The sequence below is a fragment of the Qipengyuania sp. CAU 1752 genome (genome assembly GCF_054482615.1).
The window spans coordinates 2,453,295-2,478,376 of record NZ_JBTLRE010000001.1; the positions used below are offsets into that span (position 1 = coordinate 2,453,295).

28 protein-coding genes and 1 pseudogene are annotated in these 25,082 nt (G+C 61.7%); 12 read left to right on the forward strand and 17 right to left on the reverse strand.

Annotation, left to right across the window (positions count from 1 at the left end):
• Nucleotides 1-45: 45 nt before the first annotated feature.
• Nucleotides 46-255 carry a hypothetical protein gene (locus tag ACXYL9_RS12035; protein ID WP_459039730.1) on the forward strand — a complete coding sequence of 70 codons (210 nt, stop codon included), beginning with the start codon at nucleotides 46-48 and terminating at the stop codon, nucleotides 253-255.
• Between the two features lie 170 nt (nucleotides 256-425).
• Nucleotides 426-647, forward strand: a complete 222-nt coding sequence (locus ACXYL9_RS12040; protein ID WP_459039731.1) for a hypothetical protein — start codon at nucleotides 426-428, stop codon at nucleotides 645-647.
• A 179-nt stretch (nucleotides 648-826) separates the two neighbouring features.
• Here the strand turns inward: ACXYL9_RS12040 and tatC are convergent, their stop codons facing one another.
• The 9 genes from tatC to ACXYL9_RS12085 all read right to left on the reverse strand — a co-directional run bounded on the left by tatC (nucleotide 827) and on the right by ACXYL9_RS12085 (nucleotide 8,193).
• On the reverse strand, nucleotides 827-1,630 hold the full coding sequence (gene tatC, locus ACXYL9_RS12045; RefSeq protein WP_459039732.1) for a twin-arginine translocase subunit TatC: 804 nt from the start codon (nucleotides 1,628-1,630) through the stop codon (nucleotides 827-829).
• A 9-nt stretch (nucleotides 1,631-1,639) separates the two neighbouring features.
• The gene (gene tatB, locus ACXYL9_RS12050; protein ID WP_459039733.1) at nucleotides 1,640-2,050 is read right to left on the reverse strand and encodes a Sec-independent protein translocase protein TatB; all 411 of its coding nucleotides are present in this window, start codon (nucleotides 2,048-2,050) and stop codon (nucleotides 1,640-1,642) included.
• A 21-nt stretch (nucleotides 2,051-2,071) separates the two neighbouring features.
• Nucleotides 2,072-2,302 carry a twin-arginine translocase TatA/TatE family subunit gene (gene tatA / locus ACXYL9_RS12055; RefSeq protein ID WP_459039734.1) on the reverse strand — a complete coding sequence of 77 codons (231 nt, stop codon included), beginning with the start codon at nucleotides 2,300-2,302 and terminating at the stop codon, nucleotides 2,072-2,074.
• A gap of 61 nt (nucleotides 2,303-2,363) precedes the next feature.
• Complete coding sequence (gene scpB / locus ACXYL9_RS12060) at nucleotides 2,364-3,035, reverse strand: SMC-Scp complex subunit ScpB (RefSeq protein ID WP_459039735.1); 672 nt, start codon at nucleotides 3,033-3,035, stop codon at nucleotides 2,364-2,366.
• Nucleotides 3,032-3,844, reverse strand: a complete 813-nt coding sequence (locus tag ACXYL9_RS12065; protein WP_459039736.1) for a segregation and condensation protein A — start codon at nucleotides 3,842-3,844, stop codon at nucleotides 3,032-3,034. Before ACXYL9_RS12065 ends, scpB begins: the two co-directional genes overlap by 4 nt.
• On the reverse strand, nucleotides 3,841-4,857 hold the full coding sequence (nagZ, locus tag ACXYL9_RS12070) for a beta-N-acetylhexosaminidase (protein ID WP_459039737.1): 1,017 nt from the start codon (nucleotides 4,855-4,857) through the stop codon (nucleotides 3,841-3,843). Before nagZ ends, ACXYL9_RS12065 begins: the two co-directional genes overlap by 4 nt.
• A 96-nt stretch (nucleotides 4,858-4,953) precedes the next feature.
• On the reverse strand, nucleotides 4,954-5,703 hold the full coding sequence (locus ACXYL9_RS12075; RefSeq protein WP_459039738.1) for an SPOR domain-containing protein: 750 nt from the start codon (nucleotides 5,701-5,703) through the stop codon (nucleotides 4,954-4,956).
• Nucleotide 5,704: 1 nt separating this feature from the next.
• Complete coding sequence (argS, locus tag ACXYL9_RS12080; RefSeq protein ID WP_459039739.1) at nucleotides 5,705-7,450, reverse strand: arginine--tRNA ligase; 1,746 nt, start codon at nucleotides 7,448-7,450, stop codon at nucleotides 5,705-5,707.
• 86 nt (nucleotides 7,451-7,536) lie between these two features.
• A complete protein-coding gene (locus ACXYL9_RS12085; RefSeq protein ID WP_459039740.1) occupies nucleotides 7,537-8,193 on the reverse strand; it encodes a hypothetical protein in 657 nt (218 codons plus the stop codon).
• 70 nt (nucleotides 8,194-8,263) lie between these two features.
• Here ACXYL9_RS12085 and ispH point away from each other — a divergent pair, with 70 nt between their 5' ends.
• From ispH to rnhA, 3 genes are read left to right on the forward strand one after another with little or no spacing between them, the layout of a single operon-like run.
• The gene (gene ispH / locus ACXYL9_RS12090; protein WP_459039741.1) at nucleotides 8,264-9,241 is read left to right on the forward strand and encodes a 4-hydroxy-3-methylbut-2-enyl diphosphate reductase; all 978 of its coding nucleotides are present in this window, start codon (nucleotides 8,264-8,266) and stop codon (nucleotides 9,239-9,241) included.
• A gap of 10 nt (nucleotides 9,242-9,251) precedes the next feature.
• A complete protein-coding gene (gene thrB, locus ACXYL9_RS12095) occupies nucleotides 9,252-10,223 on the forward strand; it encodes a homoserine kinase (protein ID WP_459039742.1) in 972 nt (323 codons plus the stop codon).
• A gap of 29 nt (nucleotides 10,224-10,252) precedes the next feature.
• Entirely contained in the window at nucleotides 10,253-10,690 is a 438-nt protein-coding gene (gene rnhA, locus ACXYL9_RS12100) for a ribonuclease HI (protein ID WP_459039743.1), read from the forward strand.
• A gap of 26 nt (nucleotides 10,691-10,716) precedes the next feature.
• Here rnhA and ACXYL9_RS12105 read toward each other — a convergent pair whose 3' ends face one another.
• From ACXYL9_RS12105 to ACXYL9_RS12115, 3 genes are all read right to left on the reverse strand, one after another.
• Nucleotides 10,717-10,893: a YegP family protein gene (locus tag ACXYL9_RS12105; protein ID WP_459039744.1), complete on the reverse strand. Its 177-nt coding sequence runs from the start codon at nucleotides 10,891-10,893 to the stop codon at nucleotides 10,717-10,719.
• A gap of 63 nt (nucleotides 10,894-10,956) precedes the next feature.
• Entirely contained in the window at nucleotides 10,957-12,051 is a 1,095-nt protein-coding gene (locus tag ACXYL9_RS12110) for an NAD(P)/FAD-dependent oxidoreductase (RefSeq protein WP_459039745.1), read from the reverse strand.
• Between the two features lie 15 nt (nucleotides 12,052-12,066).
• Nucleotides 12,067-13,056 (reverse strand): alpha/beta fold hydrolase, encoded by a 990-nt coding sequence (locus ACXYL9_RS12115; RefSeq protein ID WP_459039901.1) that lies wholly within the window; start codon nucleotides 13,054-13,056, stop codon nucleotides 12,067-12,069.
• A gap of 81 nt (nucleotides 13,057-13,137) precedes the next feature.
• Between ACXYL9_RS12115 and ACXYL9_RS12120 the strand changes: the two genes are divergently transcribed.
• From ACXYL9_RS12120 to ACXYL9_RS12150, 7 genes are all read left to right on the forward strand, one after another.
• Entirely contained in the window at nucleotides 13,138-13,641 is a 504-nt protein-coding gene (locus ACXYL9_RS12120; protein ID WP_459039746.1) for an A24 family peptidase, read from the forward strand.
• Between the two features lie 87 nt (nucleotides 13,642-13,728).
• The gene (gene cpaB, locus ACXYL9_RS12125) at nucleotides 13,729-14,841 is read left to right on the forward strand and encodes a Flp pilus assembly protein CpaB (protein ID WP_459039747.1); all 1,113 of its coding nucleotides are present in this window, start codon (nucleotides 13,729-13,731) and stop codon (nucleotides 14,839-14,841) included.
• Nucleotides 14,842-14,918: 77 nt separating this feature from the next.
• Nucleotides 14,919-16,556 (forward strand): type II and III secretion system protein family protein, encoded by a 1,638-nt coding sequence (locus ACXYL9_RS12130; RefSeq protein ID WP_459039748.1) that lies wholly within the window; start codon nucleotides 14,919-14,921, stop codon nucleotides 16,554-16,556.
• 14 nt (nucleotides 16,557-16,570) lie between these two features.
• On the forward strand, nucleotides 16,571-17,230 hold the full coding sequence (locus tag ACXYL9_RS12135; RefSeq protein ID WP_459039749.1) for a CpaD family pilus assembly protein: 660 nt from the start codon (nucleotides 16,571-16,573) through the stop codon (nucleotides 17,228-17,230).
• On the forward strand, nucleotides 17,230-18,513 hold the full coding sequence (locus ACXYL9_RS12140; protein ID WP_459039750.1) for an AAA family ATPase: 1,284 nt from the start codon (nucleotides 17,230-17,232) through the stop codon (nucleotides 18,511-18,513). Before ACXYL9_RS12135 ends, ACXYL9_RS12140 begins: the two co-directional genes overlap by 1 nt.
• A 74-nt stretch (nucleotides 18,514-18,587) precedes the next feature.
• Nucleotides 18,588-19,559, forward strand: coding sequence for a type II secretion system F family protein (locus tag ACXYL9_RS12145; RefSeq protein WP_459039751.1), 972 nt, complete (start codon nucleotides 18,588-18,590; stop codon nucleotides 19,557-19,559).
• Nucleotides 19,560-19,574: 15 nt separating this feature from the next.
• Nucleotides 19,575-20,570 carry a type II secretion system F family protein gene (locus ACXYL9_RS12150; RefSeq protein ID WP_459039752.1) on the forward strand — a complete coding sequence of 332 codons (996 nt, stop codon included), beginning with the start codon at nucleotides 19,575-19,577 and terminating at the stop codon, nucleotides 20,568-20,570.
• Between the two features lie 57 nt (nucleotides 20,571-20,627).
• Here ACXYL9_RS12150 and ACXYL9_RS12155 read toward each other — a convergent pair whose 3' ends face one another.
• The 5 genes and pseudogenes from ACXYL9_RS12155 to ACXYL9_RS12175 all read right to left on the reverse strand — a co-directional run bounded on the left by ACXYL9_RS12155 (nucleotide 20,628) and on the right by ACXYL9_RS12175 (nucleotide 25,036).
• A complete protein-coding gene (locus tag ACXYL9_RS12155; protein ID WP_459039753.1) occupies nucleotides 20,628-21,095 on the reverse strand; it encodes a MarR family winged helix-turn-helix transcriptional regulator in 468 nt (155 codons plus the stop codon).
• A gap of 52 nt (nucleotides 21,096-21,147) precedes the next feature.
• On the reverse strand, nucleotides 21,148-22,020 hold the full coding sequence (mtnP, locus tag ACXYL9_RS12160) for an S-methyl-5'-thioadenosine phosphorylase (RefSeq protein WP_459039754.1): 873 nt from the start codon (nucleotides 22,018-22,020) through the stop codon (nucleotides 21,148-21,150).
• Nucleotides 22,017-22,888, reverse strand: a pseudogene (locus ACXYL9_RS12165) (crotonase/enoyl-CoA hydratase family protein). The gene mtnP and the pseudogene ACXYL9_RS12165 overlap by 4 nt, the downstream one beginning before the upstream one ends.
• Nucleotides 22,889-23,047: 159 nt before the next feature.
• Nucleotides 23,048-23,833 (reverse strand): SDR family NAD(P)-dependent oxidoreductase, encoded by a 786-nt coding sequence (locus tag ACXYL9_RS12170; RefSeq protein WP_459039755.1) that lies wholly within the window; start codon nucleotides 23,831-23,833, stop codon nucleotides 23,048-23,050.
• 30 nt (nucleotides 23,834-23,863) lie between these two features.
• A complete protein-coding gene (locus ACXYL9_RS12175) occupies nucleotides 23,864-25,036 on the reverse strand; it encodes an acetyl-CoA C-acetyltransferase (protein ID WP_459039756.1) in 1,173 nt (390 codons plus the stop codon).
• Nucleotides 25,037-25,082: the final 46 nt, after the last annotated feature.

The following is a 25,082-nucleotide window of genomic DNA, read 5'->3' on the forward strand; positions in this document are numbered from 1 at the left end:
GATGTTCACCTTTACGCGCCTCGTTGAAACCGGAGATCGATTTCCATGCAACTGCGAAATATTGCCCTCACCGCCGCCGCTCTCGGCCTTGCCGCAGCTCCTGTGGCTGCAGAGACCTATCGGGCATCTGCGCCTGTCACGGCCAGCAGCGAGCTTGAAGGGCAGAGCGATCTGTTCATCATCCTCGGAGTTGCTGCGCTGATTGGCGGCATCATCGTGCTTGTCGCTGACGACGACGATCCGGTTAGCCCCTGAATCAAAAGGGGTTTGGGGGGATGGTTCGATTGATCGCCCTTTCCCAGAGTGAGCTTTTTTTATCCCGATAACACTGAAATTATCGCCTTTTTCGGGTTGCGCTCGCTGGAACCGTCGCCTAAGACGCGAATTGAACTGAAACACAGAATCTTCCTCAAGGAGGGCAAATAATGAAAATCCGTGGTGCTTTGGCTGCTCTGGCTGCCGTTACTCTCGCTGCCGCACCGGCAGTTGCTGAAGGCGAATTCTCGCGCGTTTCGGCTCCGGTTGAAGGTACTAGCGAAGCTGGTGGTGGTTCGGGCGCTGTCGTGCTCGGCATCTTCGCTCTCGCTGCTATCATCGGCGGCATCATCATTGCTGCTGGCAGCGACGATACCCCGATCAGCGCCTAACAGCTGCTGACAACAGAATTTCGAAAGCGGGGCCCTCGAGCCCCGCTTTTTTTGTGTGCTGAGAAGATGAGACGCCTGGTTTCGCGGTTGGGTGCCTAGGCAAGCGCGGATAGGCGCTCTCCAAAGGCGACCCGCCGTTTGCGCAGGACGCCTGCGGTAGACCGACTGGCCATCGGTGTTCAGGGAACCGTTGCTTCTTTCTCGTCCTGGCCAGCTTCACTCTCGGCAGCCCGGCGGCGCTTGCGCTCGGTCAGCCACATCAGCACCAGCGATGCCTCGAACAGTAGATAGAGCGGGCCGGCCAGGATCAGCTGCGAGCCGGGATCAGGTGGAGTCACGATGGCAGCGACTGCCACGACGCCGACAATGACATATCTACGCGCCTTGACGAACTGCGCCCGGCTGACAATCCCCGCCGCGTTGAGCAAGAGCAGCAATACCGGCAGCAGGAAGCTGATCCCGAATGCGAGGATAAACTGCATTGCCAGACCCAAGTAATTGCCTGCGCTCGGTAGCGCCTCGACATTGAGACCGCCGACCGTCCCTTCAAAGCCGAGAAACCAGCGGAACGCCGTTGGCATGACCACGAAATAGGCCAGAGCTCCACCAAGCGTGAACAGGATCGGTGTGGCGATGAGGAAGGGCAGGAAGGCCTTTTTCTCGCGTGCATAGAGACCCGGTGCAATAAACGCCCACATCTGGTTGGCGATGACCGGAAAGCTGACGAAAAAGGCTGCGAACAGGGCCACCTTCAGCTCGACGAAGAACACCTCGTATAGCTGGGTGAAGATCAGCCGCCCCTCCCCCTTCGGGAAGGCGTCGGTAAGTGGCCTTACAAGGAAGCCAAGAATTTCATCGGCGAAATAAAAGCATACTGCGAACGCGACGGCGAGCGCGAGCACGGATCTTAGCATTCGGCCTCGCAACTCGATCAGATGATCGAGCAAGGGGGCCTGCGTCTCGTCGATATCCTTGATAGCCATCGAGCCCAATCAGTCCTTCTTGTCCGACGGGGGCTCGAGCGTGTCGCGCGTCTCAGCCGTATTCCTCTCATTCGTACCGGTGTCGACTTCGGATCGCGCGTGGGCCAGCCTCGCCTCTGCCGCCGACAACGCTGTATCGCCTTCCTTGGGCGCAGCTTGTGGCAGCGGTTCCATCTGCTCTTCCGCGGGATGCGCTGCCATGATCGCCTCGTTCCGCTCACGCCATTTCCGGTCGAGGTCTTCCATCTCCGCCTCACGCACCATGGCGTCGAGGCCGGTTCGAAAATGGCTGGAGACACGCCGGATCTTGCCGATCCAACGTCCTGCCGTGCGCAGTGCAAGCGGCAGGTCCTTCGGACCAATGACAAGAATCGCGACAACCGCGACCACCAGCAATTCGAAGGCGCCGATATCAAACATGACGGCGTGCTACGCCTGCGCCTAAACCTGCTTGTCGGTCGGTTTGGTTTCGGAAGCGGCCGGAGCCTGCGCCTTGGGCGGCTCGATCTCGGCCGAAGGCTTGGCCGGCTCTTCGTCTTCCTTGAGACCTTTCTTGAAGCTTGAGACGCCCTTGCCGAAATCACCCATCATGTCGGAAATGCGTCCGCGCCCGAACAGGACGAGAATCACAACCGCGACGATAAGAATCTGCCAAATGCCAATCTGTCCCATGGGACCTCTTCCTCAATAGCTGGTTGCATCGAATATAGGGACTGCCGACGGCAAGCGCCAGTCAGGCTTGGCCGCTGGCATCTTCCTCGCCTGCGTCGGTTACGAGGGACGAAAAATCCTCATCCTCGGCAGGATCTTCCTCCGGATCATCCTGAATCCCGTCGCCATCTTCTCCGGTCAAGGCATCGAATGCCTCGTCGACCGGATCGAGCAGGCCCGCGGCCTTCAATTCATCAAGTCCGGGCAAGTCCTTGCGGCTGGACAGGCCGAAGTGTGCGAGAAAATCGGGGGTCGTGGTGTAGATCACTGGGCGACCTGGTACCTCGCGGCGGCCGGCGGCTCGGACCCAGCCTGCCTCCATTAGCACATCGAGCGTTCCCTTGGCAGTCTGCACCCCGCGGATTGATTCGATTTCAGCCCTGCTGACCGGCTCGTGATAAGCGATGATCGCGAGGACTTCGGTCGCAGCGCGACTAAGTTTTCGCACCTGTTCGCGTTCGCGCCGCAAAAGATGTGCGAGGTCGGGCGCGGTCTGGAAATGCCATTTCCTGGCTCGCTCGACCAATTCGATGCCACGACCATCATAGTTTTCCGCCAATGCCCGCAAGGCTTCGCGCACGTCGCCTACTTCAGCATCACCGAGGTGGGTAGCCAGAGATTCCACGCTCATCGGCTCTTCGGAGGCAAAAAGTGTAGCCTCGATAGCGCGCTGCATTTCATCGGGGGCGGTCATGTTTGCACCCGCCGTAAGCGCAACAGGCCGAACGCCTCGTCCTGGTGCAGCTCGGCCTTGCCCATCCGCGCCAGTTCAAGGGCGGCGACAAAGCTCGACGCCTTGGCGCTTCGGCGCAGTTGCGGATCGGCATGGGGCGGCAGGAAGTCCTCAAGAGCCATCCAGTCCAGCGTAACCCCGAGCATCGAGGATACCCGGTCGAGCGCGCTGTCGAGGGTCATGACCAGACGATCTGCAACCATGTGTACGACCGGAGCAGTGCGCGCCTTCACCTGGCCGTAGGCCTGGACTATATCGTACCATTCGGCCTGCCACTGGGTCTTGCGGTCGATCCGCAGTCCCTCCGGCGCCCCGCGCAGGAAGACGTCGCGCCCGATCCGGTCGCGCGCCATCAGCCGGGCAGCGGATTCGCGCATTGCGCCCAGCCGCTGCAACCGCAGTTGCAACCTGAGGGCGAGCTCTTCGGGGCTGGGATCCTCCTGCTCTTCCTTGGGCAACAGCAGCGATGATTTGAGAAAGGCTAGCCATGCCGCCATCACCAGGTAGTCGGCGGCCAATTCCAGCTTCAGCGCACCGGCCCGCTCGATATAGTCGAGATACTGGTCGACCAGCGCGAGGATCGAAATCTGCCGCAGGTCGACTTTCTGCCGCCGCGCCAGGTCGAGCAGCAGGTCGAGAGGCCCTTCCCAGCCGTCGATGGCGAGGTAGAGCGCCCCTTCGTCCTTGCTACCGGGTGCTGCGATACCGGCCCAGTCCCCGCTATCGCCGTCGCCGATTTCGCTGGAGACGATGAGCGACTCGTCGGTCATGCCGGTGTCCCCTCGACCCTGAGAAGTGCATCCCGCTTCGCCAGCAATTCGGCCTTTTCATCCTGTTCCGGAGCCTGCCGGGCCGCAAGAGCTCGTTCAAGACGGAGGACACTGTCTGCACGCATCGTCCCGCACTTCTGCGCAATCCCCTGCATATCGTCCATCTTGGCCCAGCAATTGAGCACGACATCGCATCCGGCCGCTATGGCGCGCTCACTCCGCTCCGGGATTGAACCGCTGAGTGCTTCCATGTCGATATCGTCGGTCAGCAACAGGCCATCGAAGCCAATCCGCTCGCGGATGATCTCCGAAATGATCGTGGACGAAAGTGTCGCCGGATTGTCCGCGTCCCATACCGGAAATAGCAGGTGCCCGGTCATGCCCACCGGAGTATCGGCCAGCGCCCGGAAAGGGGCAAGATCGGTCTCAAGCTGTTCTTCGCTTGCATGGACCGTGGGAAGGTCCTTGTGGCTATCGCAGGTGGTACGGCCATGACCGGGCATGTGCTTGATACACCCCAGCACCCCGCCCCTGCCAAGGCCATCGAGCACGGCACGCCCGATCGCTGCCACCTGCATCGGTTCGCTGCCAAAGGCTCGATCGCCAATCACATCATGCGCACCCGGCTGCCGCACATCGAGCGGCGGGTGACAATCGACACTGATCCCCACTTCGTAGAGGTCCAGCGCCAGTGCCTGTGCATTGACTCGCGCAGCTTCTATCGCAGTGGCCGGCGCCAGCTGATACAATCTGTCGAACACAGCGCCGGCCGGATAGGCCAGCCATTCAGGCGGACGCATCCGCGCGACCCGGCCGCCTTCCTGATCGATACAGATAAAAAGGTCGTCGCGCCCTTGCAGTTCACGCAATTCGTCGGTCAACGCACGGACCTGCGCGCGGCTTTCGATATTGCGGCCAAAAAGGATGTAGCCCGCCGGATCGGCGTCGCGGAAAAAGGCGCGTTCGTCCCCGGTCAGTGTCAGGCCGGTCGTGCCGAAGATGGCGGGCGTCATAAGAGGTTGAGACTCGCAAGAAAGCCCCCCCGCCGCAAGGGCCGGGGGGCTGAGCTTTGTGGATAGGTGCAACCCCGACGAAAGCCGGGATTCAGCCTATTTGACGATACAATCGACCCCGTCGGCCTTGAGCGCGGCGCACAATTGCCTGGCCGCCGCCTTGTCCCCGGCCAGCGCCTGCAGGCGATAAACCGTTCCGTTATCGATCCGCGCTTCCTCGACGCGGTATTTGAAACCGCTCAAGGCATCGCTTCGACGCGTGAGTTCGCGCCATTTTTCATCGGCACGCGAACGGTCGGCTATCGCCGAAACCTGCACCACCGTGCCCGGGGCCGCAGACGGGCCCGAAGAAGACGAGGTGCTGGGCGCATCGACGCTCGGCTTAGCGGTAGTGGGTGCCTTGGTCGGCGGAGCCTGCTCCGCTCCGTCGGCGATCCGTCCTTCGCGGGTCTGGCCTTCGCCAACCGCGGGTGCAACATCGCCGGTTCCGGCAAACTCCTTGCCGCCGGGTTCGTCGGGACGTTCCTTGTAAGGGCCGTCGTCGGCTGCAATCGTGCTGCCATCAGCGGCCAGTTCGGGATCCGGGCCGCGGCTGGTGAAGAACCAGAACAGTCCGATCAGCAAGCCAAGTGCGAGAAGGGCGAGGATGACGAATCCCACGATCCGCCCCGTGTCGACGCCTTCATCTTCCTCGTAATCGGAGGATTCGAGCCATGGCAAAGGCTCATCGTCGTCGAGGTCCAATTCTTCGACCGCGGTTTCATCTTGCTCGTACGCGTCTTCCGTCGTTTCGAGATCCTGCGCCTCGTCGCGTGGATCGTCGTCCCTGTCGCCAAGCCCCGTCATGCTACATCTCCTCCACAGCCTCGACCCCGAGCAGGCCCAGACCATTACGTATCACTTGCCCGATTGCAGCAAAGAGGAAAAGCCTCGCCGCCGAAAGCTCGGGATCCTGTGCCAGGATGACCCGTTTTGCCGGGTCATCATTGCCGAGATTGTAGAAGGAGTGGAAGGCGCTGGCGAGATCGTAAAGGAAAAACGCGATTCGGTGCGGTTCGCGCGCGCCAGCCGCAGCCTCAACAATGCGCGGGAATTGCGCCGCCTGCTTGACCAGTGTCCGCTCGTCTTCGCCCAGCCGCTCGAGCGCGTCGACAGAAGGGGCGAGCCCTTCAGCCTGCGCCTTGCGCATGGTCGAGCATATCCGAGCATGGGCATATTGCACGTAGAATACCGGATTATCCTTGGACGCCTCAACAACCTTGGCGAAATCGAAATCCATCTGCGCTTCGGGTTTACGGGTCAGCATGGTGAACCGCACAACGTCCTTGCCCACTTCGTCGACCATGTCGGCAATGGTTACGAAATTTCCCGAACGCTTGGACATCTTGACCGGCTCGCCGGCACGCATCAGCTGGACCATTTGCACGATCTTGATGTCGAATGGGATCGGCTTGCCCTGCCCCTCGCTCAGCGCTGCAACAGCAGCCTTGATCCGCTTGACCGTCCCGGCATGATCGGCACCCCAGATATCGATCAGCGCATCAGCCGCTTCGGCCTTCTGCATGTGATAGGCGAGGTCGGCGCCGAAATAGGTCCATTTGCCGTCGGATTTGCGGATCGGCCGGTCCTGGTCGTCGCCAAACTTGGTGGAGCGGAACAGCGGCAGCTCGACCGGCTCCCAGTCTTCGACCACCTTGCCCTTGGGCTGTTCGAGAACGCCGTCGTAAACCAGGTCCTGCTCGCGCAGCCAGACCTCAGCGTCGGCGGGTTTTCCGGCGGAATGCAACGCAGCCTCGGAGGCGAAAACATCATGCCGGATGCCTAGTTGTGCGAGGTCCGAGCGGATCATTTCCATCATCTGCTCGACCGCTTCGGCACGGAATATCGGCAGCCACTCGTCTTCGGATGAGCCAACAAACCTGTCGCCATGTTCGCGGGCCAGATGCTGGCCGACCGGGACCAGATATTCGCCCGGATACAGCCCTTCGGGGATGGTCCCGATATCCTCGCCCAGGGCCTCGCGATAACGAAGGTGCGCCGAACGGGCGAGTGTGTCGACCTGACCCCCGGCATCGTTGACGTAATATTCTCGGGTTACTTTATGGCCGGAAAATTCGAGCAAGCTTGCCAACGCGTCGCCGACCACCGCCCCGCGGCAGTGCCCCATGTGCATCGGACCGGTCGGGTTGGCCGAAACATACTCGATATTCACCCGCCGGCCGTCGCCTTGCACGGATCGGCCATAATCGTCGCCAAGCGAGGTGATGGCACGCAGCTCTTCCAGCCAGGCGTGATCGGCCAATCGCAGATTGATGAAACCTGGTCCGGCAATCTCCGCCGCTGTGATGTCAGGATCGCGTTGCAGATGCTCGACAAGCTTTTCCGCCAACGCGCGCGGATTGGTGGCAGCTTTCTTCGCCAGCACCATCGCAGCATTCGTGGCCAGGTCGCCATGCGAGGGATCGCGTGGCGGCTCGACCGCGACATTGCCGCGATCGACACCGGCGGGAAGCACGGCTTCGGCCTCAAGCGCGTTCAGGACGGCATCTATCTTCGCAGCAAAGGCAGCGTGGAGATTCTTGGTTTCGGACATATCGGTTTCAGGCCTGGTTGCGTTGGGGCACGCCGGCGCGGTTAGCCCCAATGGCCCCCAAGAGCAAAGCCGTTATGAAGCGGCCATCAGCGGGTGGCGTTGTAGGCCAGTTGATCCTCGCTCAACTGGAAGCCGACCAGAAGTTCGAAGGTCGCGCGCTGGAGCGCAGCGCGCACCTGCGGATCGGCCAACGGGTCGAGCGCCGCGTCTTGGTCCCCGGGCTTGCGCTTGCGGGTGATCCGTTCACGTACGTCGGCTGGCAGCGTCGCCTCGGCGCGATCGATGAAGGCGCCAGCCTGGCCGCTGGCGCTGGCCCGGGCCTGGCCATCGGCGAAGGCGACGCTAACGGTGCCAATCCGCTTGCTGACAACGGCGGAGCCACCGCGCAATACGGTTGCGAAATAGGGCAACTGAACGGTCCGAGCGCCGCGCGTATCGGCGCGGCTGGCCAGCACGTCGAAAGTGACATTGCTGTAAATCCGGTCGCCGGCACCTGCCTCGTCGCAGGTCGAGCGTACGTTGGTGATGGCGGCAGACACGTCGAGATCGCCGACAGTGCGCGAATCGGGCGAGCGGAAGGTCGTGATATCGCCGGTATAGTCGGGCACGCCCACCGACGGGCAGGCGCTACGCACGGCCGTCACCCCGACGCCTTCGGAGACGACGAGATCGCCTTCGTTCCGACAACCTGCGAGCACGACCAGGGCTGCGACAGGGATAAGCAAACGGAGATTGGGGGTCATTGAATATCCTTCGAACATGCGATCACGCGTGCCCTAGCGGGCAAGGCAGGAAAGCGCTAGAGGGCGGTCCATGAACGCGCCCTTTCCATCGCCTGGTGAAAGCCAGTCTGAAATGCCCGGCCTGCGGCTGCTTATCGCCGCTCCGCGCGGCTTCTGCGCCGGCGTCGACCGAGCAATTGAAATCGTCGAGAAGGCGATCGAGAAATATGGCGCGCCGGTCTACGTCCGGCATGAGATCGTCCACAACAAGTATGTTGTCGATTCGTTACGCGACAAGGGTGCGGTTTTCGTTGAAGAACTGGACGAGGTGCCCGACGGCGTGCCGGTCGTGTTCAGCGCACATGGCGTGCCAAAATCCGTCCCGGCCGAGGCCGAAAGCCGCAAGCTCCTGTATGTCGATGCTACCTGTCCTCTGGTGAGCAAGGTCCATCGCCAGGCCGAACGCCAGATCGAGAAGAGCCGTCATATCATCTTCGTGGGCCATGCTGGCCATCCAGAGGTGATCGGCACGATGGGTCAAGTCGAACCGGGCCAGATGACACTTGTCGAGACTGTCGACGATGTCGCAACCCTTCCCTTCGGGCCCGAAGACGAACTCGCCTATCTTACCCAGACCACGCTTTCGGTGGACGATACGGCTGACATCATCGCCGCGCTGGACAAGAAGTTTCCGCACATCCAGGGTCCCAAGGCCGAGGATATCTGCTACGCGACTTCCAATCGGCAAGCCGCAGTTAAACGGATCGCCCCGGACGCAGACCTGGTGCTGGTCATCGGCGCCCCCAATTCCTCCAATTCAGTACGCCTCGTCGAAGCCGCACAGCGGCTCGGCACCAACGCGAAACTGATCCAGCGCGCCAGCGAAATCCAGAAGGAATGGCTCGAAGGGGTCGAGACCATCGGACTTACCGCAGGTGCCTCGGCCCCGGAACAATTGGTCCGCGAAGTGGTCGACCGGTTATCGCTCTGGCGCGATGTGGAGGAATCCACGATCGCGGCGGCCGAGGAAAACATGGTCTTCAAATTGCCGCGCCAGCTGATGGACTGACCGGCCCGGTATGGCGGTCTATACCCACCTTCCCGCCGAGCAGATGGCTGCGTTGATCGGACAATACGATGTCGGCGCGCTGGTGTCCGCCAAGGGGATCGCAGAGGGTGTTTCCAACTCGAACTGGATGGTCGAAACCAGCGGAACCGGCAATGGGCCTGCGCGCTTCATCCTGACCATGTACGAGCGGCGCATTGCGCTCGCCGACCTGCCGTTCTTTCTCGACCTGCTCGATCATCTTTCAGCTGCTGGCGCCCCGGTGCCACGCACGATCCATGACAGCGCGGGCCGTTCGTGGCGAATGCTCGACGGCAAGGCGGTGGCGCTGATCGAATTTTTGCCCGGCGTTTCAATCGACACGCCGACCACGGCGCAGGCGCGCGCAGTGGGCGCAGCCTTGGCCAAAATGCATTTGGCAGCTCGCACCTTCCCGCAGGAACGTCCCAATCGGCTTGGTGTGTCGGCGAACCTCGCCACGCTCGAAATGTGCGGAACAGGCGCACTGGCGGGGATCGATCCGGCATTGCCGAATGTATTCGCACGCGGCCGCAAGCTGGCGGAAAATTGGCCTTACGACCTGCCGACGACTATCATTCACAGCGATCTCTTTCCCGATAACGTGTTGATGTTGGGCGACAAGGTAAGCGGGCTGATAGATTTCTACTTTGCCTGCACCGATTCCATGGCCTACGATTTGGCGGTCACCCACGCGGCTTGGAGCTTTACCCGGCCGGGTGCGCAATTCGATCCCGAGATCGGTTCGTCACTGGTCGAAGGATACGAAAGTGTTCGCCCGCTTTCGTCCCCCGAACGGGCAGCCTTGCCTATCCTGGCACAGGGTGCCTGCCTGCGATTCGTCGCCAGCCGGGCCGAGGACTGGATCGAAACCCCGGTAGATGCTCATGTGCGACGCAAGGACCCGATGGATTTCGTCCGAAAGTGGGACTTCTACGCCAATATGGGCGATCAGGCCTTCGCCTGAACCGCATTCGACGGTATGCGCACGATTTCATGAGGCATGTAGAGATTTTCACGGATGGCGCTTGCAAGGGCAATCCTGGCCCCGGGGGTTGGGGCGTCCTCTTGCGAATGGGCCGCCACGAGAAAGAATTGTCCGGCAACGAACCGGATACAACCAACAACCGCATGGAACTGCGAGCCGCTATCGAAGGTCTGAACGCGCTGATCGAGCCGTGCGAGGTGACTTTATACTCCGACAGCAAATACGTCGTCGACGGCATTACGAAGTGGGTTCACGGCTGGAAGAAGCGCGGCTGGGTCAATGCCAGCAAGAAACCGGTCCGCAATGACGACCTATGGCATGAACTTATCGAAGCCGAACAGCGCCATCGCGTGACGTGGCGCTGGGTCAGGGGCCACGACGGTCACACTGAAAATGAGAGGGTCGACCGCCTCGCGAGCGATGCGGCCGACCTCTTGGCAAGCTGAACAGCCTGCCCTGTCCTGGGCGATGATTAGCTGTTGTCTTCGATATCAGCACCCGGTCCGTTCTTCTTGAAGGATTCGATCGCGTTCTTGGCGCTGGCCTTGCTCGAATAGCCCTCGGTGGAAAACATCACCTCGGAATTGTATTTGAAGCGAACCCGAAATTCGCCCTTCTTGTCTTTCCAGATTTCGAACTTGTGAGCCATTTCAATCCTCTCATTGATGGTTGGACCATGCATCCCCCCAAGGACGCGACCTCTTGACCGAGGCTAGCGGAACCGGTCCGGTGTATAAAGGGCCTGATCCACATCTCGGGTTACGTCGTCAGGCGGAAGACCAAGCAATATCTGGGCTCCAAGCCGAGCAGCTGCCGGAGCGGTCTGTATGCCAAAACCGCCTTGCCCGGCGAACCAGAAGAACCCATCCGTGCGCGGGTCCCACCCGTAGACGGGCAAGCGGTCGGGAGCGAAGCTGCGTAGGCCAGCCCATTTGCGTTCTACTTTACGCACCTGCCAGTCGACGACGTTCTGAAACCGGTCGATAGCCTCGGCAACCGCCAGTTCCTCCGGTGCAGCATCGCATGGCGGGCTGGGCACTTCATCATGAGGGCTGAGCCAGAGCTTGCCTGCTTCGGGCTTGAAATAGAACTGCCCTTCAATGTCGAGCACCAGCGGCTGGTCGGCCTTCGGCGCAGGCTCGGTCACTAGTTGGGCTACCGTGCGGAGCATGGGTTGAATGCCTATTGGCTGCGCACCTGCCATGCCGGCCAGCGTATCGGCCCATGCTCCGGCCGCATTGACGAGCGTGGTAGCCGTCCAGTCCCGGCCATCTTCGGCGCGCATCCGCCAATGCCCCTCCTCGCGCAGAACCGAAGCAATCCGCGCCCGGCATTTCAGCGAGACCCCTCGTCGCCGGGCCTGACCAAGATAATGCTGATGCAAACCGGCCACGTCGATATCGCTACAAAGCGGCTCCCACACCGCTCCGACCCAGTCTTCCCTCAGACCTGGCACCATCGCTGCCAACCGTTCCTGACCGATCCTCTCTATGGTCGCGCCGGTGTCTGCGAAACGCCGCATGAATGCATCGAGGGCACCGAGACTGGTCCGCCGCGCGACATACAACGCACCGCGCGGGCTGAGAAACCCGTGCTCCCGCAAGAATGCTCCTGATGCCAGAGTGAGCGGCACGATTTGCGGGCCACCATAACATTCTTCCCAGAACGCAGCCGAACGCCCCGTGGTATGATAACCCGGCACGTCCTCGGCCTCGAGCAGCAGTACCTTTGCTTGGTCGGCACATTCGGCAGCGAGGCTCGCGCCGGCCATACCTGCCCCGATAATGGCAATGTCGAATTCAGCCATGCCTGCGGTCGCCAGTCAGTCCTGCCCCGGGGCGACCCGGTCCAGGAAATCCGCGATGCCGGCCATTGCCCTGTCGCGCACTTCGTCGACTTCGCGCAGAATTTCGTGATGGGCTTCTTTGCCAAAGGCCATCAGTTCGCCGTTCGGTAAACGCTCCGCGGCTTCAACAATCCGCGCATAACCCACCAGCTTGTCGTTTGATGTGCCGAGCAGCAGGACCGGAGTCTCTATGGTTTCGAGCCGGCTCGGCGCGAACAATGTCCGCATGGAGGCATAGGCGCGTTCAACCCAACCCCAACTGCCCGGCCCCATGACCAGTTCGGGCCGGTTTTCCCGCCACCACAATTCGTCGGCATAGCGGTCCTCGTCATGTGTCAGCAGGCCAAGCCTTCCAGCCGGGGTTTCACCTGGCTTCTCGCTCCACTTCCAGGCCGGACGGCGCGGATCGCCAATGCGGGCCATCAGGCGAGCCACGGCATGGGTCAAGCCGATCGGCAGGAACTGGGCGACGAAACCGAGCATGGGAGCCGAAAGGACAATGGCATCGGGATCAACGCGCCGGTCTGCCACCGCGCGAAGGACCAGGTGTCCGCCCATCGAATGGCCGGCCAGGATATGCGGGCCGGGCGTGCTAGCTTTCCACGCCTTCCACAAGGCTGCCAGATCATCGACCCAGATAGTAAAATCGGCAACGTGCCCGGTGACCTCGTCAGCACCAAGCCGGCCCGAGGCGCCCTGCCCGCGCCAATCGACGGCGGTGACGCGCCAGCCGGCGCGGTGCCATTGGTCGAGGGTTTCGAGATACTTTTCGTAATGGTCGCCGCGCCCGGGCAGAAACAGGATCGACCCGCGCTTCGCCGCGTCGCTGCTCCCCGGCCAGTCGATCCGGCGGATCCCGTGCCCGTCGGGCAGAACGAAATTGCTTTCTTTTGCAGACGCGGGAATCGCACGCCGATCGAACGGCTGGTCCGGCGTTTCGCTGCTGGCTGTCTCGCGATGGCTAATGGCGAACCTCCGGCCTTGGTTACTTTTTGGTAAGCGATGACCTGTAGCACCAGCATGTAACGGGGGCCCACGGGGGTAAACATGCTAGCCGAATATCTTCACTACGCACTGCTCGCAGGCTTGGCAATCGCCCTGCTTGTCGCGGCGTTTACCGACCTCAAAAGGCGCCAGATCGACAACTGGCTCAATGCCGGCATCGCACTGGGAGCCCCTCTGTTCTGGTGGACCAGCGGGCTGGAACTTTGGCCCGATATCGCCTGGCAACTCGGGATCGCAATCGCGACCTTCGCCCTGTGCGCCGGATTGTTCGCACTCGGCTGGATGGGCGGCGGTGACGTCAAGCTCCTGACTGCGCTGGCGCTGTGGATCGCACCGCTGCTGTTCCTGCGGCTGCTCATCATCATGGCATTGGTAGGCGGTGTTCTGACGCTCCTGTTCGGGATGTGGCACTTCATGCGCCGCCAGAAGGAACGCCTGGCAATTCCCTATGGCGTGGCGATCTCTGCTGCCGCCTTGTGGATCATTTCCACCGAGTATCTCTTTTTCGCCAACGACGTGTCCGGCCAGCAGCTGCTGGCGGGGTGAACCCGATTTTAACCATTAGGGCCGTAGAGACGGCAACTATACCTGCCCGCGATTTCAGCGGGATCGAATGAAGGGGGCTTGATAGCCATGGACAGGAAGAAGCTGGTTCTGCTGCTCGCAGCGCTGATTATCGCGGTAGGAACCGCACTGGCAGCGCGTAGCATGTTCGCTGGGGCCTCCACACCGCAGGCAGAGGCGGCCGTACAGGAACCGCGAGGGCCCAAGGTACTGGTCGCTCAGCGTGGTATGCCGGTCGGCACCATCATTACCGCTGACGCGCTGGGTTTCCAGCGGTGGCCGGAAGAGCTGGTGCAGGACGCCTACTTCATCGAAGGTGAATCCGATATCGCTCAACTGCTGGGTACGGTGGTCCGCCACCCGATCACGGCAGGTGAGCCCGTCACCCAAGGCTCGCTCGTGCGGCCCGGCGATCGTGGCTTCCTGGCTGCGGCGCTCGGCCCGGGCATGCGTGCTATTACCGTCCCTGTCTCCGCCAACACCGGCGTTGCCGGCTTCGTCTTCCCGGGCGACCGTGTTGACCTGATGTTGACGCAGGCCGTCAAGGGCGGTGACAACGACGCCGGACTCAAAGCCACCGAAACCATTCTCCGCAACCTGCGGGTGCTCGCTACCGATCAGCAAACTGAGCACACCTCGACCGAGGACGGCAAGACCGTGGTTCGCGCCTTCCGCACCGTCACTCTCGAAGTGACGCCCAAGATTGCGGAAAAGGTTGCCGTGGCCCAGACGATAGGCACGATCAGCCTCGCGCTGCGCTCGATCGCCGACAACCAGGCCGAGCTCGAACGCGCAATCGCATCGGGTGACGTCAAGATCCCTGATGGTGTTTCGAAGGAAGAAGAAGAACGTATCCTGCAGGCGGCCATGAACGCGCCGAATGACGGACCGACGTCCTACGTCACCGGTGGAGACGTCTCGCGCTTCCAAAATTCATCCCTGCCCCGCAGCAAGGAAGATCGGACCCAGGCCGCAGCTGCTGCCTTCATCGAATCTTCCAGGAATGATGGCGGTATCAAAGGGCAGGTCGTCGTCCGTGCGTTGCCGACTGTCCGCGTGACCCGCGGCAAGAATTCGCAGGATGTCGAAGTGGGTGCCACGGGCCGCGTGTTGAGCGGCAAACGCGAAAGCATCAACGACGCAGCCAAGGTCATCCCGATGGCCAGCGGCACGGTCCGGTGAGCCAGATCATGATCCACAATGCTAACCCTACCCGCAGCCGAACCTACACGGCACCTACTCAACCGAGGGGCAACTCCATGAAACGTCGCCTGATTGCCAAAGCGCTCATGCTCAGCATTGCTGCGCTGCCGATCGTGGCATCGCCAAGCACTGTGGCCAACGCCCAGTCGGTCGTGAAGCCGTCGCAGGACGTGGTCCTGTCGATAGGTCGCGGCGAACTGATCAGCATTCCTGGTGCGATGACCGATGTCTTCGTTGCCAATGATGCTGTAGCCGATGTGCAGGTCAAGTCGCAGCGCCAGCTCTATGTCTTCGGCAAGTCCGGCGGCGAAACGACGATCTACGCCAGCAATGCCAGCGGAGACGTGATCTGGGCCGCCAACGTGCGGGTCGGTTCGAATATCGACAGCCTCGACCAGATGATGACCCTGGCCATGCCGGAAGCCCGCATCGCCACTGCCACCATGGGCACTAACACCGTTCTCCTCACGGGTACGGTTGCAGCACCCGAGGACGCAGCAGAGGCAGAACGCCTGGTGAGAGCCTTTCTGGGCGAAGAAGCCAACGTCATTAGCCGGTTGAAGATGGCAACGCCGCTGCAGGTCAACCTGCAGGTGCGAATTGCCGAAGTTAGCCGCTCGCTGGTTCGCGAAATCGGGTCTAACCTGACCACTCGTGACAATACCAACGGTTTCCTGTTTGGCGTCAACCGCGGTCGTAGTTTCGGGAACATCACCGATCTCGACACCTCGAACTTCCCTACCCTCGATGCTTCGAGCCAGTTCGGCTTGCCAGCTGGTTCTATCAGCCTGCCGTTCAATCCGCAGACTGGACGTTTCGTCACCGGCGGGGCTGAATTCCCGGTCGCGGGCAACAACCCGGGCCAGACTGCGCTCAACTTCGCGGGCCGCCTGTTCGGCCTCGACATTGCCAGCGCTTTCGACGTGGGTGAACGGCTTGGTCTGATCACAACGCTGTCGAACCCCAACCTGACCGCGCTCTCGGGCGAAACCGCGACCTTCCTGGCCGGTGGTGAATTCCCGATCCCGATCAGCCAGGGCCTGGGCACGACATCGATCGAGTATCGCAACTTTGGCGTCAGCCTGAGCTATTCGCCGACAGTTCTTGCCAATGGTCGGATTTCGATCCGGGTCCGCCCGGAAGTGTCCGAGCTGTCGAGCCAGGGTGCCATCACCCTCAACGGCTTCCAGATCCCGGCGCTGACGACCCGGCGGGCCGAAACCACGGTCGAGCTCGGCTCTGGCCAAAGCTTCATGATCGCTGGCCTGATGCAGAACAGCTCACAGAACTCAATCGAAAAGACCCCGGGCCTCGGCGACGTGCCGATCCTAGGCAACCTGTTCCGTTCGACCTCGTTCAATCGCGGCGAGACCGAGCTGGTAATTGTGGTCACGCCGTACCTGGTCAAGCCGGTCGATGCGAACGAGATCAAGCTGCCGACCGATGGATATCAGGCGCCCAACGAACTTCAGCGCACGCTGGGATTCAAGGCAAATGACGGGATCACCGGCGGTGATCGACCCAAGCCGACAGCACAGGACCGCGACGCTCCGTCGCCTGCCGTATCGCGCATTGATCCGGCCGCCGTCCTGCCTGCACCCGAGCCCAAGCGCGACCGCAGCGCACAAAAGAAGAAGAAATCGAAGGCCAGCGAGCGCACCGCCGCTGCCGCCCCCGGTTTCAGCCTGAAGTGAGGGAAGTGAGAACCATGCCCACTATCAAAGCCAAATATGCAGGGGCACTAGCCCTGTCGCTCGGCCTCTCGCTGGCTGCCTGTGGCGGAATGCCGCAGAACCGGACGGTTTATTCGACCAAGCAGCCGGTCGTCGAGCGGACCAATTACACGCTCGACGTTGCTGCCGGACCTGGCGGCCTTTCGATCCCCGAACAGCAACGGCTGTCCGGCTGGTTCGAAGCCATGGACCTGCGCTACGGTGACCGCGTCTCGCTCGAGGACCCGATGATGAGCCAATCGACCAAGGACGCCGTTGCGGCGCTCGCCGGTCGCCACGGTATCATCCTCAGCGACGGTGCTCCGGTCACTTCGGGTTATGTCCAGCCGGGCAATGCCCGCGTGGTCATCACCCGCTCGACCGCCAGCGTTCCGGGTTGCCCGGACTGGTCGGTCCAATCGGACATGAATTATACCAATGGTACGCACCCCGGTTACGGCTGCGCCGTCAACGGCAACATGGCCGCGATGGTCGCCGATCCGGAAGACCTCGTCAGCGGCGACAAGGGCTCGGGAGAGACCTACGTCCAGCGCGGTAGCCGTGCTGTAGATGCTTATCGTGAAAAAGCCCCCGAGGGTGCAACCGGCGCATTGCCGAGTGCCCAGGGTGGCGGCGGCAATCAGGGAGGCCAGTAATGAACGCGCCATGGAGCGCCGGGATGCCCGGCAATCGTGATCCTTTCGCCGCCTATATCTGTGATGATACCGCGCTGGATATCCTGCGCCCGGTCATTATCGAGATGGGCTGGCAACCGGAGAAGTGCAACAAGGGTGGACTGCGCAACGCCGTCCAGTCGCTATCGGTAGCGGCGAGCCCCAATATCTTGATGGTCGACCTGTCGGAGAGCGGTGATCCGCTCAACGATATCAACGCCCTGGCCGAGGTTTGCGAACCAGGCACGGTCGTGGTCGCGATCGGCCAGGTCAACGATGTTCGCCTTTATCGCGACCTGCTCGCGAGTGGCATTCACGACTATCTCCTGAAACCGCTTTCGGCAGGCCAGTTGCGCGACGCGCTGAACCAGGCGCAAACCGTGTTCGCCGCCCCCAAGGGCGCCGATCAGGAAACCGCCAAGCGGCACATCTCGACCGCTGTTGTCGGAACGCGCGGCGGTGTGGGTGCCTCCATGATAGCGACTTCGCTGGCATGGCTGTTCAGCGACGATCACAAGCTGCCGACTGCGCTGCTTGACCTCGACGTCCACTTCGGGACCGGTGCCCTGGCGCTGGATCTGGAACCGGGCCGAGGGCTGACCGATGCAATCGACAATCCGAGCCGGATCGACGGCCTGTTCATCGAACGCGCCATGATCCGCGCCAACGATAACCTGGCCATCCTTTCGGCCGAGGCCCCGATCAACGCGCCGCTGATGACCGATGGCTCTGCATTCGTGCAGCTGGAGGAGGAATTCCGCCAAGCGTTCGAAATGACCATGATCGACCTGCCGCGCAACATGCTGATCAATTTCCCGCACTTGCTCGCCGACGTGAATGTTGTCGTGCTGGCGACGGAAATGACGCTGGCATCGGCGCGCGACACGATCCGACTGCTGTCGTGGCTCAAAACCAATGCCGCCCACGCCCGTCCGATCATTGTCGCCAACAAGGTGCAATCGGGCACAGTGGAGATCAACAAGGCCGATTTCGAAGCCTCGATCGAGCGTAGCATCGACTTCCAGATCCCTTACGATCCAAAGTCGGCCACCAATGCTGCAAAGTTGGGCCAGGTATTTTCCGACGCGAATCCCGGCGCCAAGTCGAGCCAGGTTCTCCGCCAGCTTGCCGAACGTATCATCGGCACCAGCGACGAAGATGCCGATGACGAAGCGGACAAGAAGAAGGGCTCGCTGCTTGGCGGCTTCGACTTCAAGTCGCTGCTCAAGAAGAAAGAGCCCGCCGAAAAGGCTCCGGCAGAATAGTTTGAATGTCGCGGCGACGGGCCTGGCCCGTCCCCACCGCGAGGGTCAGGAAAGACCAGAAAGGCAATTAGCGCATGAGCATTCTGCAGCTCCTGCTATTCGGAGGCGGCCTGATGGCCCTGATGGTTGTCGGCTATGCCGCGCTGGCAGGTCCTTCGGCGGCCAAGGAAAGCCAGCGGCGTCTCAATGCCGTGCGCTATCGTCACTCCGAAAGCACCGACACCAAGGTCGAATCGCAACTTAAGAAGGCGATCGCGGCCCGCAAACCCAAGGCCCACAAGGTCGCCGGTTCCAATTCCCGCATCGAGGCGCTGGAAATCCGGCTTGACCGGTCCGGCAAGGGCTGGACCGTCAGCCAGTATTTCTACGCCAGCCTCGGCATCGCCTTGGGCGTCGCGGTCCTGATCTACCTGCGCAGCGGGGCTGCATTGCTGGCTCTCGTGGTCGGCACGGTGTTCGGGGCCGGTTTGCCCCACTTCGTTGTAGGTTACTTTATCAAGAAGCGGACCGGGGACTTCAACGCCAAGTTTCCCGATGCCATCGAGCTGCTCGTGCGCGGTCTGCGCTCGGGTCTGCCGGTGACCGAGACCCTGGGGATCGTGGCGCAGGAAGTGCCCGGCCCAGTTGGTGCAGAATTCAAGTCCATCGTCGAGCGGACAAAGATCGGCAAGTCGATGGAGGAAGCCTTGCAGGAAACCGGCGACAAGCTGGGAATTCCGGAATTCAACTTCTTCTGCATCACGCTCGCTATCCAGCGTGAAACTGGCGGCAACCTGGCCGAGACGCTTTCGAATCTTTCGGAAGTTCTCCGCAAACGCAGCCAGATGAAGCTCAAGATCCGCGCCATGAGCTCGGAATCGAAAGCTTCGGCTTATATCGTGGGCGCCCTGCCCTTCATCGTCTTCACCATGATTTGGTGGATCAATCCCAGCTATATCGGCGGCTTTTTTACCGACGAACGGCTGATTGTGACCGGCCTAGGTGGCCTGGTCTGGATGAGCATCGGTGGATTCATCATGGCCAAAATGGTCAGCTTCGAGATCTAAGGGGAGATCAGAGACATGCTTTTGAACTCTCCCGGACCCACGCTGCTTGGCGTCGATGTTATCCTGGCCGGCACGGTGCTGGCCGGGGTCGCAGCCCTGGCCGTGATGATGGCGATTTATGCCGCCGTCACCGTGAAAGATCCGATGGCCAAGCGTGTACGCGCGCTCAACGAACGTCGAGACGAGCTGAAAGCCGGCATCGTCAAGGCGAGCGGAAAGAAGCGCCAGAGCCTCGTTCGCAAGACCGAGGGCACCGAAAAGGTCAAGGACACGCTGCAGAACATGAAGGTTCTGCAGAAGAGCCAGATCGAGATCATCCAGCGCAAGCTGGCCCATGCCGGCATCCGTAACAAGGAACTGGCGGTGTTCGTCATCGGCGCGCGGCTGATCTTGCCGCTGGTGCTGGGCGGGCTGACGGCATTGGTCGTCTATGGCATGGACTTCTTCCCCGATTGGGGCAGCTTCAAGCGCTATGGCGCCCTCGTGGCGGCGATGGGCCTCGGCTACAAGGGACCCGAACTCTACCTCAAGAACATCTCCAACAAGCGGACCGATGCCATTCGCAAAGGCCTGCCTGACGCACTCGACCTGTTGGTCATCTGCGCCGAAGCCGGCCTCACCGTCGATGCCGCCTTCAACCGCGTTGCCAAGGAATTGGGTCGTGCCTACCCCGAACTGGGCGATGAATTCGCGCTCACGGCCATCGAGCTGTCCTTCCTCAACGAACGCAAGCAAGCCTTTAACAACCTTGCCTACCGCGTCGACCTGGAAGCGGTGAAGGGCGTGGTCACGACCATGGTCCAGACCGAACGCTACGGTACGCCGCTGGCTTCGGCGCTGCGTGTGCTGTCGGCCGAATTCCGTAACGAGCGGATGATGCGTGCCGAGGAAAAGGCTGCGCGTCTGCCAGCCATCATGACCGTGCCGCTGATCCTGTTCATCCTGCCGGTGCTCTTTATCGTGATCCTCGGGCCGGCGGCCTGCTCGATCAGCGACGCATTCGGAATGTAACAAGCTTCCCCACCCCGGGAAAAGGAAACGGCGGCGAACCTCGGTTCGTCGCCGTTTCTATTTTGCCGCCAGTTCTATCCCATTGGCAGCCGCCCGCATCCGGGACAGCAGGTTGCGCAACTGCGCCTGCTCTGCATCGGTGAAAGGTTCGAGCAATTGCCGTTCGACATCGCGCGCGAGTGGCATGATCTGTCCATAGATGGCGCGCCCGGCATCGGTTAGCGCGACATGATGACTGCGTCCGTCGGCAGCATTGGGCCGCCGCTCGATCAGCGAGCGCTTCTCCAGCACCTTGCAGGCGCGGTTCACGGCCACCTTGTCCATCACGGTTAGCTCGGCCAGTTCGCGCTGGGTGCGTGCCGGCGCTTCTCCCAGTACGGCCATGATCCGCCATTCGCTGATCTTGAGTTCGAAACGGGCCTGGTACAGCTCGGCAATCCGCGCGCTGACCGCGTTCGACGCGATCGAGAGCTGGTAGGGCAGGAAATCCGCCAGCAAGGGCACGGTCTTGATATCGCTCGCCATGGCCTTAGTTTCCAACGAAACCATTCGATTGGCAAGCCACCGTCATGCCTGGTCAGCCCAGGACCCGTCCGGCCACAGCATCGAGCCGGGCGACGAGCGCCGGATCGCGTTGTTCGGGCGCGGTAATGATGGCGTATTCAAGCGCCGTATCGTGGGGGCTCGGCTCGCGCGCGGCGGGCAAGGCAGCTATCATTTTCTGCAAAGTTTGGCGCGCCCGGTCGGCATTGGCCTGCAACACGGCCAGGATATCGGCGGTTTCGACGCCGGCTTCCTCGTCGCGCCAGCTGTCGTAATCGGTGACCATGGCGAGCATGGCGTAAGGCAGCTCGGCCTCGCGAGCGAGGCGCGCTTCGGGCATCCCCGTCATGCCGATCACGTCCCCGCCCCATCCGCGGTACATCCGGCTTTCGGCACGGGTCGAGAATTGCGGTCCTTCCATCGCCACATAGGTTCCACCACGATGGACGGTCGTCCCAGCCGCCTCCGCCGCATCGGCCGCGATGCTGGAGAGCCGCGCGCAGACCGGATCGGCCAACGCGACATGTGCGACCAACCCTTCCCCGAAGAAGCTGGATGCGCGCCCATGCGTGCGATCGATAAACTGGTCGACGGCGACGAAGCTGCCCGGCACCATTGCCTCACGCAACGAGCCGATGGCGCTGATGGCCAGCAGGTCGGTCACCCCGCAGCGCTTCATCACGTCCACGTTGGCCCGGTAATTGACGCTGTCCGGCGAAATCCGGTGCCCGGCCCCATGGCGCGCCATGAAGGTCAGGCGGACATTGCCGATATGCCCAGTCGTTACCGGACCCGACGGCGCGCCAAACGGGGACGACACTTCGATAACCTGCTGTTCCTCGAGCGCTATGCCTTCGTAAAGGCCCGATCCGCCGAGGACGCCGATATGCCAATTGTTCTGGCTCACTTGTATTCGGGCTCCTGCCACCAGGGATAGAAATCGGGCATGTCCTCACTGACCTTACCCGGATAGTCGGGATCACGCTTTTCGAGGAAGCTGGCAATACCTTCCTTGGCATCGGCCCCGCGCGACAGGCGATAGATCGCCCGGCTGTCGATCCGGTGCGCCTCCATCGGGTGATCGCCCGAAGACAGCCGCCACATCATTGCCCGGGTCATCGCGACCGAAACGGCCGAGGTATTGTCGGCAATTTCGCGTGCAATACTGTGCGCTGCGTCCATCAATTCTGCCTGCGGATGGACCGAACGAACCAACCTGCCGTCCTTCGCTTCCTGCGCATCGAAAACCCGGCCCGAAAGCACCATTCGAGCGCCTGGCTGACGCCGACAAGCCGGGGCAGAAACCAGCTCGAGGCCGCTTCGGGCACGATGCCGCGCCGTGCAAAAACGAAGCCATAGCGTGCGGTATCTGCTGCCAGCCTTATGTCCATCGGCAGCTGCATGGTCGCACCAATGCCAACTGCCACGCCGTTACAAGCTGAAATCAGGGGCTTTTTTGCATCGAACAATCGCAGCGTCAGCCGCCCACCCCCGTCGCGCACGCGTTGGTCGGAAAGATCATCTACCTCGGTCGGATCGGAGAAGACCCTGCCCCCGCCCTCGGGCGTCAAATCGGCCCCGGCGCAAAAGGCGCGATCGCCCGCGCCTGTGAAGATCACTGCGCGAATATCGTCGTCGGCATCGAGATCGTCCATCGCAGTGATGATTTCCTGCATCATCACATTGGTGAAAGCGTTCATCTTCTCCGGCCGGTTGAGCGTGACTGTGGCGATGCCGTCCGCCTTGTCGACCAGGATCTGGGTAAAATCGGCCATCATTATTCGCTCCCGAATCCTACAGGATGGAACACATGGAACACTGTCCTGGAGAAGAAAACAGCGCCCCGGTCCCGGCGTGGAAGATTGCGGGATCGAGACGCTGCAAATATCATCGCGGCAAGCTAGCGCCCGCCGCTGCGGTAGGAAAGTCCACGCTCAGCGCGGCGCCATCCGGATAGCACCGTCGAGACGCACGTCCTCGCCGTTGAAATAGCCGGTTTCGATCATGCACACGGCCAGCTTGGCGTATTCGTGCGGCTCGCCGAGCCGCTTGGGGAACGGGACCGATGCGGCCAGCGCTTCCTTCACCTGCGGCGGAGCGGCATTCATCAGCGGGGTGTTGAAGATACCCGGCAAAATGGTGTTCACGCGGATGCCTTCGCGCATCAGGTCGCGCGCGATCGGCAAGGTCATGCCAACGATGCCGCCCTTCGATGCCGAATAGGCCGCCTGGCCGATCTGGCCATCCTCGGCAGCCACGCTGGCGGTGTTGACGATTGCGCCCCGGTCGCCTTCGTCGCTGAGCGGATCAAGGCTCATCATTCCTGCCGCCGACTTGGCAATGCAACGGAACGTGCCGATCAAATTGACCTGGATCACGAAATCGAAGGCCGAGATCGGGAAGTGCTTGATTTCGCCGGTTTGCTTGTCGCGGCTGGCGGTCTTGATGGCGTTGCCGATGCCGGCGCAATTGACCAGGATACGCTCCTGCCCATGGGCCTCGCGAGCCTTGGCAAAACCGGCGTCGACATCCTCGTCGCTGGTCACATTGACCTTGCAGAAGACGCCGCCGATGTCCTTGGCCACGGCTTCACCCTTCTCTTCGTTCATGTCGAAGATGGCGACCTTGGCGCCCTTGGCTGCCAGTGCGCGGGCGGTGGCTTCGCCGAGGCCGGATGCGCCGCCGGTGACGACTGCGGGGGTATTGGCTGAAACTTCCATAGCGGATTTCCTCTCGAGTTTGATGGGTGTCTAGACGGCTTCGATGATGGTGACATTGGCGACACCGCCGCCTTCACACATCGTCTGCAGCCCGTATTTCTTGCCGTGGCGATGGAGCGCGTGGACCAGCGTGGCCATAAGCTTGGTCCCGCTCGCGCCGAGCGGATGGCCCAGCGCAATTGCGCCGCCATGAACGTTGAGCCGTTCAGGATCGCCGCCGGTATGCTTGAGCCAGGCCATCGGTACCGGGGCGAAGGCTTCGTTGACTTCATACAGGTCGATATCCGCGATCTTCATGCCCGCACGCTCCAGCGCCTTGTCGGTCGCGAACAGCGGTTCTTCCAGCATGATGACGGGATCGCCGGCGGTGACTGTCAGATTGTGGATGCGCGCCAAGGGCTTTAGCCCATGCTGCTTGAGGTAGTCTTCGCTGACCACCAGCACCGCGCTCGACCCGTCGCAGATCTGGCTGCTCGATGCAGCGGTGATGATGCCGTCGGGACTGATCAGCTTTACCCCGGCAATGCCCTCCAGCGTCGCGTCAAAGCGGATGCCCTCATCCACCGTGTGCATGTCGGTGCCTTCAGGTGTCTCGATCTCGACCGGCACGACCTCGGCTTCGAATGCGCCGCTCTCGGTCGCCTTGATGGCCTTGGCATGGCTGCCCAGCGCAAAACTGTCGAGCTGGTCTTTGGTAAAGCCGTGCTTCTTGGCAATCATCTCGGCGCCCATGAACTGGCTGAACTGGATGCCGGGGAATTTCTCCTGCAGTCCGGGTGACATGTAGTGCCCAAGGCCTCCCTTCATGTGGAAGGTGGCGTTGCTGCCCATCGGCACGCGGGTCATGCTTTCTACTCCGCTGGCGATGACCGCGTCCTGCGTCCCGCTCATCACCGCCTGTGCGGCAAACTGGATTGCCTGCTGGCTTGATCCGCACTGGCGGTCGATGGTGACGGCCGGGGTTGATTGCGGCAGAGTTTTGGAAGCGAGAACGCCCATGCGGCCGATCTGCATCGCCTGCTCGCCGGCCTGGCTGACGCAGCCGGTCACGACATCGTCGATCGCCTTGGGATCGATCCCGCTGCGCTCGACCACCGCATCGAGGGATCTGGCCAGCAAATCGACCGGGTGGATCCCAGCAAGGCGGCCACCGCGCCGCCCACCGGCAGTACGAACGGCTTCGACGATATAGGCTGCTGGCATCAATCTATCCTCTCATGCGTTGCAATTTGCCACCTGCCTAGGGTCG

What these genes read in the sequence shown, in the direction of transcription:
- ACXYL9_RS12035 (WP_459039730.1), top strand. Translation starts at nt 46, where the DNA reads ATGCAACTGCGAAATATTGCCCTCACCGCCGCCGCTCTCGGCCTTGCC.
- ACXYL9_RS12040 (WP_459039731.1), top strand. Translation starts at nt 426, where the DNA reads ATGAAAATCCGTGGTGCTTTGGCTGCTCTGGCTGCCGTTACTCTCGCT.
- tatC (WP_459039732.1), bottom strand. Translation starts at nt 1,630, where the DNA reads ATGGCTATCAAGGATATCGACGAGACGCAGGCCCCCTTGCTCGATCAT.
- tatB (WP_459039733.1), bottom strand. Translation starts at nt 2,050, where the DNA reads ATGTTTGATATCGGCGCCTTCGAATTGCTGGTGGTCGCGGTTGTCGCG.
- tatA (WP_459039734.1), bottom strand. Translation starts at nt 2,302, where the DNA reads ATGGGACAGATTGGCATTTGGCAGATTCTTATCGTCGCGGTTGTGATT.
- scpB (WP_459039735.1), bottom strand. Translation starts at nt 3,035, where the DNA reads ATGACCGCCCCCGATGAAATGCAGCGCGCTATCGAGGCTACACTTTTT.
- ACXYL9_RS12065 (WP_459039736.1), bottom strand. Translation starts at nt 3,844, where the DNA reads ATGACCGACGAGTCGCTCATCGTCTCCAGCGAAATCGGCGACGGCGAT.
- nagZ (WP_459039737.1), bottom strand. Translation starts at nt 4,857, where the DNA reads ATGACGCCCGCCATCTTCGGCACGACCGGCCTGACACTGACCGGGGAC.
- ACXYL9_RS12075 (WP_459039738.1), bottom strand. Translation starts at nt 5,703, where the DNA reads ATGACGGGGCTTGGCGACAGGGACGACGATCCACGCGACGAGGCGCAG.
- argS (WP_459039739.1), bottom strand. Translation starts at nt 7,450, where the DNA reads ATGTCCGAAACCAAGAATCTCCACGCTGCCTTTGCTGCGAAGATAGAT.
- ACXYL9_RS12085 (WP_459039740.1), bottom strand. Translation starts at nt 8,193, where the DNA reads ATGACCCCCAATCTCCGTTTGCTTATCCCTGTCGCAGCCCTGGTCGTG.
- ispH (WP_459039741.1), top strand. Translation starts at nt 8,264, where the DNA reads ATGAACGCGCCCTTTCCATCGCCTGGTGAAAGCCAGTCTGAAATGCCC.
- thrB (WP_459039742.1), top strand. Translation starts at nt 9,252, where the DNA reads ATGGCGGTCTATACCCACCTTCCCGCCGAGCAGATGGCTGCGTTGATC.
- rnhA (WP_459039743.1), top strand. Translation starts at nt 10,253, where the DNA reads ATGAGGCATGTAGAGATTTTCACGGATGGCGCTTGCAAGGGCAATCCT.
- ACXYL9_RS12105 (WP_459039744.1), bottom strand. Translation starts at nt 10,893, where the DNA reads ATGGCTCACAAGTTCGAAATCTGGAAAGACAAGAAGGGCGAATTTCGG.
- ACXYL9_RS12110 (WP_459039745.1), bottom strand. Translation starts at nt 12,051, where the DNA reads ATGGCTGAATTCGACATTGCCATTATCGGGGCAGGTATGGCCGGCGCG.
- ACXYL9_RS12120 (WP_459039746.1), top strand. Translation starts at nt 13,138, where the DNA reads ATGCTAGCCGAATATCTTCACTACGCACTGCTCGCAGGCTTGGCAATC.
- cpaB (WP_459039747.1), top strand. Translation starts at nt 13,729, where the DNA reads ATGGACAGGAAGAAGCTGGTTCTGCTGCTCGCAGCGCTGATTATCGCG.
- ACXYL9_RS12130 (WP_459039748.1), top strand. Translation starts at nt 14,919, where the DNA reads ATGAAACGTCGCCTGATTGCCAAAGCGCTCATGCTCAGCATTGCTGCG.
- ACXYL9_RS12135 (WP_459039749.1), top strand. Translation starts at nt 16,571, where the DNA reads ATGCCCACTATCAAAGCCAAATATGCAGGGGCACTAGCCCTGTCGCTC.
- ACXYL9_RS12140 (WP_459039750.1), top strand. Translation starts at nt 17,230, where the DNA reads ATGAACGCGCCATGGAGCGCCGGGATGCCCGGCAATCGTGATCCTTTC.
- ACXYL9_RS12145 (WP_459039751.1), top strand. Translation starts at nt 18,588, where the DNA reads ATGAGCATTCTGCAGCTCCTGCTATTCGGAGGCGGCCTGATGGCCCTG.
- ACXYL9_RS12150 (WP_459039752.1), top strand. Translation starts at nt 19,575, where the DNA reads ATGCTTTTGAACTCTCCCGGACCCACGCTGCTTGGCGTCGATGTTATC.
- ACXYL9_RS12155 (WP_459039753.1), bottom strand. Translation starts at nt 21,095, where the DNA reads ATGGCGAGCGATATCAAGACCGTGCCCTTGCTGGCGGATTTCCTGCCC.
- ACXYL9_RS12170 (WP_459039755.1), bottom strand. Translation starts at nt 23,833, where the DNA reads ATGGAAGTTTCAGCCAATACCCCCGCAGTCGTCACCGGCGGCGCATCC.
- ACXYL9_RS12175 (WP_459039756.1), bottom strand. Translation starts at nt 25,036, where the DNA reads ATGCCAGCAGCCTATATCGTCGAAGCCGTTCGTACTGCCGGTGGGCGG.